This window comes from Burkholderia paludis (assembly GCF_000732615.1).
Lineage (GTDB): Bacteria > Pseudomonadota > Gammaproteobacteria > Burkholderiales > Burkholderiaceae > Burkholderia > Burkholderia paludis.
Genome location: NZ_JPGL01000012.1, coordinates 12,752 through 25,834 on the forward strand (window position 1 = coordinate 12,752; position 13,083 = coordinate 25,834).

Sequence of the window (13,083 nt, forward strand, 5' to 3'; positions counted from 1 at the left end):
CATGCGCCGCCGCCCGCTCAGCGCCCGAACACCCGCCCGTCGAGCTGCACCGACCCCGCGATCGCGTGATCGATCGCCGCGCGCGCCAGCGCGATGCGATACGTGCCGGCCGCGATCCGCCACTGTCCGGCCGATCCGTCGAACCGGGCCAGCAGGCGCGGATCGACGCTCAGCGCCACGCGGATGGATTCGCCCGCGCGCAACGTCACGCGCTCGAACCCGAGCAGCCGCACGCGCGGCTCGCCGCAGGCATTCGTCAGGTAGAGCTGCGGCACATCGTCGCCGTCGCGCGCGCCGGTGTTGGTCACCGTGAAGCGCGCCGTCACCGTGTCGCCGCCGTCGAGCCGCAGGTCGTCGTACGCGAAGCGCGTATAGCTCAGCCCGAAGCCGAAAGCGAAGCGCGGCGTCCGCCCCGTCCTGGCGAACCAGCGATAGCCGACGTCCGCGCCCTCGTGGTAGTGCACGTCGATCGGCGTGCCGAGTTCGACGTCGGCGCCCGGCAGCGCCGGATGCGGCGTGTGCGCGACGTCGACCGGAAACGTGACCGGCAGGCGGCCCGACGGATTGACGCGCCCCGTCAGGATCTCCGCGATCGCCTGCGCGCCCGCCTGCCCCGGATACCACGCCTGCACGATCGCCGCGACGCCGCCGCTCCACGGCATCGCGACCGGGTTGCCGGTCTGCAGCACGACCACCGTATCGGGGTTCGCGCGCGCCACCGCGTCGATCAGCGCATCCTGCCCGAACGGCAGCGTCATGTCGGGGCAATCGAAGCGTTCGCCCTCGTGACGGATCGCGTTGACGATCACGACGTCGGCGCGGCGCGCGAGCGCGACGGCGTCCGCGACGTGCGCGCCGCTGTCGTATTCGACGATCGCGTCCGGCAACTGCGCCCGCAGCGCCGCGAGCGGCGACCCGCCGCCGATGCACATCGCGGTCGGCCCGAGCAGCGGATGGCTGCGCATCGGCACGACCGCCGCATAGCCGCCGTGCGGCATCACCTGGCTGGAACCCGAACCGGACAGCACGCCCGCCTGCGCGAAGCCGCCGATCACCGCGACGCGGCGCACCGCCGGCAGGAGCGGCAGCACCTGCCGGTCGTTCTTCAGCAGCACGATGCCCTCGCGGGCGATCTGCAGCGCGATCGCGTCGTGCGCGGCGAAATCGACCGGCTCCGGCGGGCGCGCGCGATCGATGCCGACCGCGTAGCAGGATCGCAGGATGCGCGTCACCATCTCGCCGATGCGCGCCGGCGGCACCTTGCCTTCGTCGTACGCGCGCCGCAGCGGCCCGTTGAACCACTCGGCCTCGTCGAGCTGCGCGCCCGAATGCTGGTCGAGGCCCGCGAGCGCGGATTCCCAGCCGTACACCGAGCGCCAGTCCGACATGATCCAGCCCTTGAAGCCCATCGCGTCCTTGACGATGTCCTGCAACAGCGGCCGGTTGCCGCTCGCATACGCGCCGTTGACCTGGTTGTAGGCGGCCATCAGCGCGCCGGGCGCGCCCGCCTCGATCGCGATCTGGAACGCGAGCAGGTCGCTCTCGCGATGCGCGTCCGGATCGATCACGGCGTTCAGGAAGAACTTGTCGGTCTCGCTCGCATTGAGCGACAGGTGCTTGAGCAGCGCGACCACGCCCTCGCGCTGCGTGCCGGCCACCACGCTGCCGCCGATCCGCCCGGACAGCAGCGGATCTTCCGACACGTATTCGAAGTTGCGGCCGTTGCGCACGTCGCGCACCAGGTTGATGCCGCCGCCCAGCGCAACGTTGAAGCCGCGAGCGCGCGCCTCCCTGCCGATTGCCGCGCCCATGCGGCGCGCCAGCGCGGGATCGAAGGTCGCGCCGAGCGCCAGCGCGGCCGGGAACGCGGTCGCGCGCTCGTCGGCGGTTTCGGTATGGCGCAGGCCGAGGCTCGCGTCGGCCAGCTTCAGCGCCGGCACGCCGAGGCGCGGCACGCCGGGGACGTATCCGGCGATGACCGGCAGGTCGGCCGGCACGCGCGGCTCGCGGCCGGTACGGCCAAAGACCCGCACCATCAGGCTGTAGAGCAGCGAAAAGCGCTCGTCGTCGGTCATGCGGGCTTCGGTTTCCCGCGCGCGGGCGTCGGGACAATCCGCCGGCGCCATGTGCGGGCCGGCCGGCTCGGAGGATTCGAGGGGATGCTGCAGATGGGTCGTGGGTTTCATCATGCGTGGCGTCGAATGAACGGGACCGGCAGGCACCGCGCTCGCATCGCCATGCCGAGCGGGTGCCGCCGAATAATTATCCGAGTGGATAATTATTGTTTTGAACCTGCGTGTCAAGCGTGTGACCGCTCTAATGGCGGCGGGGTTTTCCCCGACCCGTGCGGGCTGCGGCATCGCGCGGGCGCACCGCGTCGGGCCGGGCCGGCCCGTTGCGGCCGGCCCGGACGGACGGCACAATCCGGGGATTCGATCAAGGACAGGACACATGCAGATTGCCCGGCAAGCGCAGCAGGAGCGCGGCGAACAGACCCGTTCGGAAATTCTGGGCATCGCGCTCGAACAGTTCTCGACCCGCGGTTTCGACGCGGTCAGCGTGCGCGACATCGCGGACGCGGCCGGCGTGAACCACGCGATGATCCGCTACTACTTCGGCAACAAGGAGAACCTGTGGCGCGCCAGCGTGACGCAGCTGTTCGACCGGTTCATGGAGGGGGTCGCGCTGCCGGACCCGGCGTCGGACACGTTCTCGATCGACGCCGTCAAGCAGTACATCCGCAACTACGTGCGCTATTGCGCCGCGCATCCCGAGCATGCGCGGCTGATGATGCAGGAGGCCAACCGCGATTCGGAACGCCTGAAGTGGATGGCGGAAACCTTCGTGCGGCCGCGCCACGATCGCTCGGTGCCGCTGATCCGCCTGGTCAGCGAGACGACCGACGGGCTCGCGCGGATCGACCCGGTCGTGCTGCTGTACATGATTACCGCGATCGCGCAGGTGCCCTATCTGCTGACGGCCGAAATGCGCTACGCGCACGGCATCGACGCGCTCGACGAGCGGGCGATCGACGCGCATTGCGACGCCGTCGTCGCGTTCATCTTCCGTTGAAACGTCGGGTGCGCGGCGCGACCGCGCCGCGCCGGCGCCCTCGCCCGGTGCGCGCGGCTACGCCGCGACCTCGCCGCCGAGATACGCATCCCTGATCCGTTCGTCCGCGAGCAGCGCCTGCGCCGGCCCTTCGAGCACGACGCGCCCGGTCTGCAGCACGTAGCCGTAATGCGCGATCTCCAGCGCGAGGCTCGCGTTCTGCTCCACCATGAACACCGTCACGCCCTGCCTGTTGATCGCGTCGATCAGCTCGAGCACCTTGTCGACGTAGAGCGGCGACAGCCCCATCGTCGGCTCGTCCATGCAGATCAGCTTCGGCCGCGCCATCAGCGCGCGCGCCATCGCCAGCATCTGCTGCTCGCCGCCCGACAGCGTGCCCGCACGCTGCGCGAGCCGCTCCCGCACCCGCGGAAACAGGTCGAGCACGCGCGCATAGTCCTCCGCCACCGCCGTGCGGTCGCCGCGCGTGTAGGCGCCCATCAGCAGGTTCTCGCGCACGCTCATGTCGCCGAACAGCCGCCGCGCCTCGGGCACGGCCGCGATCCCGCGCCGCACGCGCTGCGGCGTCGCGAGCGCCGTCACGTCGTCGCCGTCGAAACGCACGACGCCGCGCTTCGGCCGCATCAACCCGAGAATCAGCTTCATCGTCGTCGACTTGCCGCTCGCGTTGCCGCCCAGCAAGCTGACGATCTGCCCGCGGCCGACCTCGAAGTTCACGTCGAAATGCACCTGCACCGGCCCGTAGAACGTGTCGAGGTGTTCGAGTTTCAGCAGCGCGTCGGTCATGGTCGTGTCGGGTCCGGAAGAAAGCGCGGTCATGCGACCGCCTGCGCGGGGTGCGGCGCGTCGGCGCCGCCCGCATGGCGGCGGCCGAGGTACGCCTCGATCACGCGCGGATCGTGCCGCACGTCGCGCGGCGCGCCTTCGGCGATCTTCACGCCGTTGTCGAGCACCATCACGCGGTCGGACACGCGCATCACGAGTTCGAGCTTGTGCTCGATCAGCAGGATCGTGAGGCCGCGCGCCTTCAGCGACTGGATCAGCAGCAGCATCTCCGCCGTTTCCGTTTCGTTCATCCCGGCCGTCGGTTCGTCGAGCAGCAGCAGCCGCGGATGCAGCGCGAGCGCACGGCCGATCTCCACGCGCCGCCGGTTCGCATACGACAGGCTGTGCGCCGGATGATCGATGCGCGGCGTGAGCCGTTCGCCGAACCCGGCGACGATCGCGCGCGCCTCGTCGCGCAGCGCCGCCTCCTCGCGGCGCACCGACGCGGGCCGCACGAGCGCGCGCAGCACCTCGGCCGCCGCGCCGAGCACGGGCCAGCCGGGCCGCGCCGCGCGCAGCCGCGCATGTGCGCCGATCAGCACGTTGTCGAGCACGCTCAGGTTGCCGAACACGCGGCCGTGCTGGAACGTGCGCGCGATGCCCAGCGCCGCGAGCCGTTCGGGCGCGGTGCCCGTGATGTCGCGGCCGTCGAACGTCACGCGGCCGGCGTCGGGCCGGTCGGCGCCCGCGATCAGGTTGAACAGCGTGGACTTGCCGGCGCCGTTCGGGCCGATCACGCTCAGCAGTTCGCCGTCGGCGAGCGTCAGGCTCGCGCCGTCGAGCGCGGTCACGCCGTCGAAGCGGCGCGTCAGGCCCTGCACGTCGAGCAAGGGTCGAGGGGTCGTCATCGTCTGTCTCCTCACACGGTGCCGAGCAGGCCCTGCGGCCGGAACCGGACGAGCAACAGCAGCACGACGCCGTAGATCAGCATCCGGTAGTCGGCCGCCCAGCGGAACAGCTCGGGCAGCCCGATCAGCGCGACCGCGCCGGCGATGCCGCCGAGCACGTTGCCGAGCCCGCCGAGGATCACCATCGTCAGCGCGAGGATCGACACCTGCGAGTCGAAGGTCTGGTGATTGATGTAGCTGTACAGGTGCGCGGCGATGCCGCCGCTCACGCCGGCCGCGACGCCGCCGACCGCGAACGCGATCGCCTTGTAGCGGTTCGGCGCGATGCCGTGCGCGCGTGCGGCGACGTCGTCCTCGCGCACCGCGCGCAGCGTGCGGCCGAGATGCGAGCGCAGCAGCCGCACCTGCACCAGCGCGAACGCGACGAGCACCGCGAACGTGAACCAGTACGCGGCCTGCGCGCTCGTCGCCCACGGCAGCGGCGCGATGCCGGTGATGCCGAGCGGGCCGCGCGTGAGGCCGTCCCAGTTCAGGATCACGAGGCTCACCACCTCGCCGATGCCGAGCGTCGCGATCGACACGTAGTGCCCGCGCAGCCGGAAGGCCGGATAGACGAGCAGCGTGCCGAGCACGGCCGTGATCGCGCCCGCGCACGGGATCGTCACGGCCGGCGACCAGCCGAGATCCGACGACAGCAGCGCCGACGCGTACGCGCCGATCACGAGCAGCGCCGCGTGGCCGAGCGAGATCTGCCCGACCGTGCCCGCGACGAGCGTGAGGCTCAGCGCGAGCAGGCCGTACAGCCACGCGTTGGTGAGCGTCTGCAGCACGTACGGCGATGCGCCGAGCCACGGCAGCGCGGCGGCCGCCAGGATCAGCGCGACGAGCGCCGGGCGCGGCACGCGCACGGCTTTCGCGGCCGCGAGGAAGGTGCCCGTCATCGGCTCGGGCGGCAGCGCGCGGTTCGCGCTGAACAGGCCGTTGGGCCGCCACACGAGGAACACGATCAGCAGTCCGAACGCGAACAGGTCGCGGTAGCTGGTGCCGAACAGCGCGACGCCGTAGCTTTCGACGAGACCGAGCAGCAGGCTGCCCGCGATCGCGCCCGGCACGTTGCCGAGCCCGCCGATCAGCAGCGCGACGACGCCCTTCAGCGTCGCCTGGAAGCCCATCGCCGGGTCGATGCTGTTGTAGTACATGCCGACCAGCAGCCCGCTCACGCCGCCGAGCGCGCACGCGATCGCGAACACCGTCTGGTTCACGCGGTCGACGTCGACGCCCATCTGCAGCGCCGCGTCGCGATCCTGCGCGGTCGCGCGCACGGCCCAGCCGAGCCGCGTGAAGCGCAGGAAGCCGTACAGCAGCGCGGCCGCCGCGATGCCGATGCCCGCGATCAGCAGGTCGAGCGAGCCGAGCGTCGCGCCGGCGATCCGCAGGTGCCAGTCGGGCAGCGGCGTCGGCACCGCGCGCGGGTCCGCGCCGAACGCGAGCTGCGCGAGCTGGTCGAGGATGAAGCTGATGCCGATCGTCGCGAGCAGCGGCGCGATCCGCGCGGCGTGGCGCAGCGGCCGCAGCCCGATCCGCTCGATCGCGATGCCGAGCGCACCGCAGCCGGCCACGACCGCCGCGAGCGCGACCGGCAGCGGCAGCCCGAAGCGCGTCAGGCACAGCCAGCCGATGAATGCGCCGACCATGTACACCGAGCCGTGCGCGAAGTTGATCAGGTGCGACACGCCGAAGATCAGCGCGAGCCCGACCGCGAGCAGCGCGTAGATGTTGCCGACGATGAGGCCGTTGAGCGTGTAGTCGAGCCAGGATGCCATCACGATGCGTCCATCACTTGCCTGTGGAATCCGGAATCAGCGCGCGGCGAGCTGGGGCTTCGCGCCGTCCCACAGCGCCCACTGCCCCTGCTTCACGACCAGATACACGGTGCGCGCGCCCGCGACGCGGCGCGTCTGCGGATCGAAGCGCACCTTGCCGAAGATCACGCTCGGCACGTCGCTCACTTTCGCGAAACCGTCGTGCGCGGCCTGGCGCGTCGTGCCGTAGCGGCGCAGCACTTCGGCCGACAGGATCAGCGCGTCGTACGCCCGTGCGACGAACGAATCGGGATCGGCGTGGAATTTCGCGCGATAGCGCTGCACGAACGCCTGCACCTCGGGGCGCGGCTCGGCCGGGAAGAAGTTCGATTCGGTATAGACGCCGTCGACAGCCGCGCCGCCCAGCTCGATGAACTTCGGCGAATACACGGAACCGACCGCCGCGATCGGAAGCGCGACGCCCGACGTGCGCGCCTGCCGCACGATCTGTGCGCCGTCCGCGTAGTACGAGATCAGCACGATCGAATCGGGCTTCGATTCGCCGATGCGCACGAGCGTCGAGCGGAAATCCTTCTCCGCCGGCTGATAGCCTTCGGCCGCGACGACCTGCGCGCCGAGCCCGGCCACCGCCTTCGCGAAGATGTCCTTGCTGGTGCGGCCCCAGTCGGTGTTCAGGTACAGCACCGCGATCCGCTTGAAGCCGAGTTCCTTCACCGCGTAGCGCGCGAGCAGCGGCTGCTCCTCGGCCTGGCTCAGCGCGGTGCTCCACAGGTAGTCGCCGCCTTTCGTGAAATCCGGATGCGAGTTCGTGAAGCCGAACTGGAGCAGTTGCCCGCGCTGGTAGATCGGCGACGCGGCCATCGACGTCGCGCTCGAGAAATCGCCGAGCTCGATCACGACGCGCGGATCGGCGACGAACTTCTGCGCGATCGCGACCGCCTGGCGCGGATCGCTGCGGCTGTCCTGGAAGTCGACCGCGAGCGGCCGGCCGTGAATGCCGCCGCTGCCGTTGATCTCGTCGAGCGCGAGATCGAAGCCGCGCTTCCATTGCTCGCCGTATTGCGCGTCCTGCCCCGTGAGCGGCCCGCTCACGCCGACCACCACCGGCTCGCCCGACACGCCCGCCGCGAGCGCACCGCCCGCCGACAAGCCCCATGCGGCCGCGAACGCCGCCACCGTGCCCAGCACGCGCCGCCATGCGCTGCGTGCGTCGTTCCCCGAAACCTTCATGCCGCCCCCACCTTCAGTCGATCGAAAAGAGTGAGGGCATGTAACCACCCGGTTCAGGGCGATCCAACGAAGTTTTGCGCATATCGATATCGCGTGCGGCGCGAAGCCGATCGCGCCTGCGCAAGGCCCGGCGACTGCCGCGCATCGTGCGGCGCCGCGCCGATAGCGCATCGCGTTGATTCGATTGGTGTTTTCCGCGCGACATCGCGCGACGCCGCGGCACGGGCGCCCGCCGCCGACGCGCGCCCCGGGCGCGCGCTTCGCAGTTTTCGCGCTGTCGATAGCAAAAATCATTATATGAATTACGCATGCTCGCACTTCTACAATGCGCAAATCGCATCATCGGAACGTGTCATGGAGCTGCACCAACTCGAAGCCTTTTCCGCGGTCATGTCGGCCGGCAGCGTGACCGGCGCGGGCGAACTGCTCGGCCGCTCGCAGCCGGCCGTCACGCGGCAGATCCAGGAGCTCGAAGCCGATCTCGGCTACGCGCTGTTCGACCGGAACGGCCCGCGCGTCACGCCGACGCGGCGCGCGTTCCTGCTTTACGAGGAAGTCGAGCGCTCGCTCGTCGGCCTGCGCGCGATCGAGGCGCGGGCCCGCGCGCTCGGCGTCGAAACGGCCGAGCCCGTGCGGATCGCGGCCACGCCGTCGCTCGCGGCCACGCTCGTGCCGGCCGCGCTCGCCGCGCTGCCCGACGACGCGCACGCGCCGCACTACCAGTTGCGCAGCGAATCGGCCGAGCATGTCGTCCACGAAGTGCTGGCCGGCACGGCCGACGTCGGCGTCGTCACGCTGCCGATGGCGCATGCGGGGCTCGACGTGCACTGGATCGCGCAGACGCCGTGCGTCGCCGTGCTGCCCGCCGGCGATCCGCTCGCGTCGAAGCCGCGCATCGCGCTGCGCGATCTCGAGCAACGCCGCATCGTGACGGTCGCGAACCGCCACCGGCTGCGCCAGCGGATCGATGCGGCATTCGCGGCGGCGCGAATCAAGGCGCGCGTATTCATCGAGACCAATGCGTCGCTGAACGCGGTGATGGCCGCCCGCGCGGGCGTCGGAATCGGCATCGTCGATCCGGCCACGGGCGTCGCGCTGCCGGTGGACGGCGTCGTCGCGCGCCCGCTCGACGTCGACATCCCGTTCGCGTTCGGCGTCGCGACGCCGGCCGGCAAGGCCCGCACCGCGGCCGTCGATGCGCTGCTCGACGCGCTGCGGCGCACGACGCGCGCGCTGCTCGACGACGTGATCTTTCACGAGGCCGCCGCGCACGATGCGCTGCTGCGCGGCGACCGGCTGCGCAGCGAGCGCACGCCGCGCCCGCCTCGCGCCACGCGGCCCCGCCGCGCCCGCCAGGAGGCCGCATGACGACGATGCCCGACGCACTCCCGGCGCTCGAAGCGCGGCTCGCGCAGGACCTGCGCTGGCTCGACCTGCCCGCGCCGTCGTGGGTGCCGCCGCAGGAAGCCGACGGCATGCGCGTGCTCGACGTCGCGATCGTCGGCGGCGGGATGGCGGGGCTCGCGGCGTCCGCCGAACTGCGCCTGCTCGGCATCGACAACCAGTGCGTGATCGACCGCGCGCCGGCCGGCTACGAAGGCCCGTGGGTCACGTTCGCGCGGATGGAAACGCTGCGTTCGCCGAAGCAGCTCGCCGGCCCCGCGCTCGGCCTGCCCGCGCTGACGTTCCGTGCATGGTTCGAGGCCCAATACGGCCGCGACGCGTGGGACGCGCTCTACAAGATCCCGCGCACGCAATGGATGGACTACCTGCGCTGGTACCGGCGCGTGCTCGACCTGCAGGTGTGCAACGACACCACGCTTGCCGCGCTGCGCCCGCGCGCCGACGGCCTGCTCGCGCTCGACGTGCGCGCCAACGGCGAAGCGCGGACGCTGCTCGCGCGCCATGTCGTGCTCGCGACCGGCCGCGACGGGCTCGGCGGCCCGTACGTGCCACCCGTCGCGCAACGCGCGCCGCGCGCACGCTGGGCCCATTCGTCCGAGCCGATCGATTTCGCGGCGCTCGCGGGCAAGCGGGTCGGCGTGGTCGGCGCGGGCGCTTCCGCGTTCGACAACGCGGGCGCCGCGCTCGAGGCCGGCGCCGCGCGCGTCGACCTGTTCTTCCGCCGCGCCGACATTCCGCGCATCAACAAGCTGACCGGCATCGGCAGCCCGGGCCTCGTGCACGGCTACGCCGATCTCGACGATGCGACGAAGTGGCGTTTCATGCACTACGCGCTGACGTCGCAGACGCCGCCGCCGCGCGACAGCGTGCTGCGCGTGTCGCGCCACGCGCAAGCGCACTTTCACGCGGGCAGCCCGATCGAGACGCTCGCCGGCCACGCGGACGGCCTCGACGTGACGACGCCCCGCGGGCGCTACACCGTCGACTTCCTGATCTTCGCGACGGGCTTCCATTCGGACTGGACGACGCGCGCGGAATTCGCGTCGTTCGGCGCGCACGTGCGGCGCTGGAAGGATCGTTACCGGCCGGCGCCCGGCGCATGGCTCGACGAGCTCGCCGAGTCGCCCGACCTCGGCCCCGCGTTCGCGTTCCAGGAACGCGAGCCCGGCGCGTGCCCGGCCGTCACGCGCATCCACTGCTTCAACCACGCGGCGAGCCTGAGCCAGGGCAAGCTGTCCGGCGACATCCCGGCGATCAGCGCGGGGGCGAAGCGGCTGGCGCGCGGCATCGCGAGCCGGCTGTTCGACGCCGATCGCGACTGCCATTACGACGCACTCGTCGCGTATGCGAACGCCGAACTGCAAGGCGACGAATGGCATGACGCCGACGCATGAACGCACATCCAGCGACGACATTGACGAACGAAGGGAATCCGAAACGATGACTGAACCCATTACGCCGGCCGCCGTGCCGGATACGATCGACGCGGTGGCCGGCCTGCACGGCGGCGACGCGATAGCCGTGCTGCGCCGGGCGCGCGACAAGGTGCTGCGCCATACGCAGCTGAGCGAAGCCGCGCTGTTCGATCCCGCGCTGCCCGATCTCTCGCTGATCGAAAGGCTGCATGCGGCGCGCCTGGTCGCGCGCCAATCGAACGCGCACGCGCTGGCCGAGACGTATCGCGCCCGGCTGCTCGACGCCGGCGCCGCCGCCGAGGACATCGCCCGCGCGGACGCCGAGGCGTTCGACGCGCTCGCCCCGCGCGTCGGCGCGATCCTCGCGCACGCGCGGCTGCTGGCGCGGTCGCCCGTCGACGCACGCGCGGCCGATCTCGACGCCCTGAAGTCGGCCGGCCTCACGACGCCCGCTATCGTCGCGCTGTCGCAGCTCGTCGCGTTCGTCGCGTACCAGTTGCGCGTCGCGGCTGCCGCGCAGGCACTTCAGGCGCGTGCCGCGCAGGAGGCCGCATGACGACCGCCGCCCACGGCTTCACTTCCGACACGCTCGGCTGGCGCGCCTGGCTCGACACGGTGCCGCTCGACGCCGCGACGCCCGAGCAGCTTGCGGTGCTCGAAGCGAGCCACCCGCAGGCGAAGACGTCCGACTACTACCTGCTGCTCGTCCACCTGCCCGAGATCCTGCGGCAGCGCTCGGGCGTGTTCAACGCGATCATGTACGGCCCGGGCGGGCTGTCTCGCGCGGAACGCGAACTGGCCAGCACGGCCGTGTCGCGCGTGAACGGCTGCGTATATTGCGCGTCGGTTCATGCGCAGCGCTTCGCGCAGCTCGCGAAACGCACCGATGCGATCGAGCAGGTGTTCGACGATCCGGCGACGGCCGGCACGACGGCACGCGAACGCGCGATCGTGCGCTATGCGATCGCGCTGACCGAGCGGCCCGATACGGTCGATGCGAGCGCCATCGCCGCGCTCGAGGCCGAAGGGCTCACGCATGAGGAAATTCTCGACCTGTCGCACGCGGTCGCGATCTTCGCGTGGGCGAACCGGTTGATGTTGACGCTGGGGGAGCCGGTGTTTCCGGGAGAGGGAGATCGATCTGCGTAAGCGCGGCGCGACATTCGCCGCGCCGCGTCCGCCCGGGACCGACCTTCACGCCGCGCGGCCCGGCTCCGTCGGCACCGTGCCGCCGCGCACCAGCAACGCGAGAAACACCGCCGCCGCCAGCCCGAACGCGATGCCCGCGCCAGCATAGAACGCCGGCCAGCCCACCGACGCGATCAGTCTCGGCATCCCGAGCAATCCGAACGTGCCGACCAGCCGCCCGCTGCCGTAGAACAGTGCATAGACGGTCGCCGGCTGGCGGCCGGCCGCCCAGCCGAGGATCGCACCGCCCATGCCGATGAAGGTCCAGGCGCTGGCCGCGCCGACCAGTACCGCTCCCGTCGTGGCCAGCGCAGCGTCGCCACGCATGGCAGCGACCGCCAGCACGGTAACGCTCGCGATGCAGGCCACGGCGCCCGTCGCGCAGATCGCGGCGGGCCGCCAGCGACGCGCGGCCCAGCCGGTCGCTATCGCCGCCGCAAGGTTCGCTGCCGGCACGAGCGTGCCGAGCAGCGCACCGATCCGCTGCAGCGGCAGGCCGAGATCGACCAGCAGCAGCCGGTTGAAGTTGAACAGCAACATCAACATCACTGTCAGAGCGATCGTCGCAAGCAGTCGCGCCCGCATCGGCGCGTCGCTCAGTGCATTGCGCCATCCCGGCAGCGACCGGTTCGCGATGCGCGGCGCCGCGCGATCGGCCGCGACCAGCAGCGTGACCGGCAGCAGCGACACGGCAAGGATCGCGGCCAGCAGCACGAACGTGAGCCGCCAGCCGGCCGACGGATACGCCCACAAGAGCACGCCGCCGCCCAGCAGCAGGCCGAACGCCATCCCGCCCATCTTCGCGGCCGCAACGAGCGTACGGCCCGATGGCGGCGTCTGCTCGACCGTCAACGCGTCGAGCGACAGGTCCATCGTCGCGACGGCCGCCGTCGCGACGAGCCCGAGCGCGAACAACCTCGCGACGGGGGCGCCCGGCAACGCGGCGATGCCGAGCGTCGCGGCGACCGCGACGCCCTGCGCCGCGACGATCCAGCCCGTCCGGTGCCCGAGCCGGGGCAGCCGCCGCGCGTCGAGCCACGGCGCCCACAGGAACGCGACGCCGAAAGGCAGGTACAGCGCATAGACCCATTGCAGCGACGCCAGCGCCACGCCCTGAGCGCGCAGGATCGGCCCGAGGCCGCCCTGCACGAAGCCGAGCACGCTGCCGATCGCGGCGTAGAGAATCGCGACGACCGTGAGCGCGCGCGCGATGCCGGGCCCCTGCGCAACGGCCGGCGATCGATCGCCGGCGAGATGAAGCGGTTCGCTCATGTGATC

General features: G+C 71.5%; 11 protein-coding genes. 5 read left to right on the forward strand and 6 right to left on the reverse strand.

The annotated features are described in order from the left end of the window. Positions 1-17 precede the first annotated feature (17 nt). A complete protein-coding gene (locus tag GQ56_RS0108390; RefSeq protein ID WP_200877982.1) occupies positions 18-2,189 on the reverse strand; it encodes a beta-glucosidase family protein in 2,172 nt (723 codons plus the stop codon). A 262-nt stretch (positions 2,190-2,451) separates the two neighbouring features. On the opposite strand from GQ56_RS0108390, the gene GQ56_RS0108395 reads away from it, so the two are divergent. Further along, complete coding sequence (locus GQ56_RS0108395; protein WP_031398232.1) at positions 2,452-3,072, forward strand: TetR/AcrR family transcriptional regulator; 621 nt, start codon at positions 2,452-2,454, stop codon at positions 3,070-3,072. Positions 3,073-3,129: 57 nt separating this feature from the next. Here the strand turns inward: GQ56_RS0108395 and GQ56_RS0108400 are convergent, their stop codons facing one another. From GQ56_RS0108400 to GQ56_RS0108415, 4 genes are read right to left on the reverse strand one after another with little or no spacing between them, the layout of a single operon-like run. Beyond that, entirely contained in the window at positions 3,130-3,891 is a 762-nt protein-coding gene (locus GQ56_RS0108400; protein WP_031398233.1) for an ABC transporter ATP-binding protein, read from the reverse strand. Next, a complete protein-coding gene (locus tag GQ56_RS0108405) occupies positions 3,888-4,745 on the reverse strand; it encodes an ABC transporter ATP-binding protein (protein WP_031398234.1) in 858 nt (285 codons plus the stop codon). Before GQ56_RS0108405 ends, GQ56_RS0108400 begins: the two co-directional genes overlap by 4 nt. A gap of 11 nt (positions 4,746-4,756) precedes the next feature. Beyond that, on the reverse strand, positions 4,757-6,568 hold the full coding sequence (locus tag GQ56_RS0108410; RefSeq protein WP_031398235.1) for an ABC transporter permease: 1,812 nt from the start codon (positions 6,566-6,568) through the stop codon (positions 4,757-4,759). Between the two features lie 36 nt (positions 6,569-6,604). Further along, entirely contained in the window at positions 6,605-7,798 is a 1,194-nt protein-coding gene (locus GQ56_RS0108415; RefSeq protein ID WP_031398236.1) for an ABC transporter substrate-binding protein, read from the reverse strand. A gap of 354 nt (positions 7,799-8,152) precedes the next feature. Between GQ56_RS0108415 and GQ56_RS0108420 the strand changes: the two genes are divergently transcribed. Genes GQ56_RS0108420 through GQ56_RS0108435 form a run of 4 tightly spaced genes read left to right on the forward strand, consistent with a single transcriptional unit; the run spans position 8,153 to position 11,766 of the window. Then, positions 8,153-9,166, forward strand: coding sequence for a LysR family transcriptional regulator (locus GQ56_RS0108420; protein ID WP_031398237.1), 1,014 nt, complete (start codon positions 8,153-8,155; stop codon positions 9,164-9,166). Positions 9,167-9,171: 5 nt separating this feature from the next. Further along, positions 9,172-10,596, forward strand: coding sequence for an NAD(P)-binding domain-containing protein (locus tag GQ56_RS0108425; RefSeq protein ID WP_031398238.1), 1,425 nt, complete (start codon positions 9,172-9,174; stop codon positions 10,594-10,596). A gap of 46 nt (positions 10,597-10,642) precedes the next feature. Further along, the gene (locus GQ56_RS0108430; protein ID WP_031398239.1) at positions 10,643-11,173 is read left to right on the forward strand and encodes a CMD domain-containing protein; all 531 of its coding nucleotides are present in this window, start codon (positions 10,643-10,645) and stop codon (positions 11,171-11,173) included. Next, on the forward strand, positions 11,170-11,766 hold the full coding sequence (locus GQ56_RS0108435; protein WP_031398240.1) for a peroxidase-related enzyme: 597 nt from the start codon (positions 11,170-11,172) through the stop codon (positions 11,764-11,766). The genes GQ56_RS0108430 and GQ56_RS0108435 overlap by 4 nt, the downstream gene beginning before the upstream one ends. A gap of 45 nt (positions 11,767-11,811) precedes the next feature. On the opposite strand, the gene GQ56_RS0108440 is transcribed toward GQ56_RS0108435, so the two are convergent. Further along, positions 11,812-13,077: an MFS transporter gene (locus GQ56_RS0108440; RefSeq protein WP_031398241.1), complete on the reverse strand. Its 1,266-nt coding sequence runs from the start codon at positions 13,075-13,077 to the stop codon at positions 11,812-11,814. Between the last annotated feature and the right edge of the window lie 6 nt (positions 13,078-13,083).

Coding starts and splice junctions, on each gene's coding strand:
- GQ56_RS0108390 (WP_200877982.1), bottom strand. CDS start 2,189: ATGATGAAACCCACGACCCATCTGCAGCATCCCCTCGAATCCTCCGAG.
- GQ56_RS0108395 (WP_031398232.1), top strand. CDS start 2,452: ATGCAGATTGCCCGGCAAGCGCAGCAGGAGCGCGGCGAACAGACCCGT.
- GQ56_RS0108400 (WP_031398233.1), bottom strand. CDS start 3,891: ATGACCGCGCTTTCTTCCGGACCCGACACGACCATGACCGACGCGCTG.
- GQ56_RS0108405 (WP_031398234.1), bottom strand. CDS start 4,745: ATGACGACCCCTCGACCCTTGCTCGACGTGCAGGGCCTGACGCGCCGC.
- GQ56_RS0108410 (WP_031398235.1), bottom strand. CDS start 6,568: ATGGCATCCTGGCTCGACTACACGCTCAACGGCCTCATCGTCGGCAAC.
- GQ56_RS0108415 (WP_031398236.1), bottom strand. CDS start 7,798: ATGAAGGTTTCGGGGAACGACGCACGCAGCGCATGGCGGCGCGTGCTG.
- GQ56_RS0108420 (WP_031398237.1), top strand. CDS start 8,153: ATGGAGCTGCACCAACTCGAAGCCTTTTCCGCGGTCATGTCGGCCGGC.
- GQ56_RS0108425 (WP_031398238.1), top strand. CDS start 9,172: ATGCCCGACGCACTCCCGGCGCTCGAAGCGCGGCTCGCGCAGGACCTG.
- GQ56_RS0108430 (WP_031398239.1), top strand. CDS start 10,643: ATGACTGAACCCATTACGCCGGCCGCCGTGCCGGATACGATCGACGCG.
- GQ56_RS0108435 (WP_031398240.1), top strand. CDS start 11,170: ATGACGACCGCCGCCCACGGCTTCACTTCCGACACGCTCGGCTGGCGC.
- GQ56_RS0108440 (WP_031398241.1), bottom strand. CDS start 13,077: ATGAGCGAACCGCTTCATCTCGCCGGCGATCGATCGCCGGCCGTTGCG.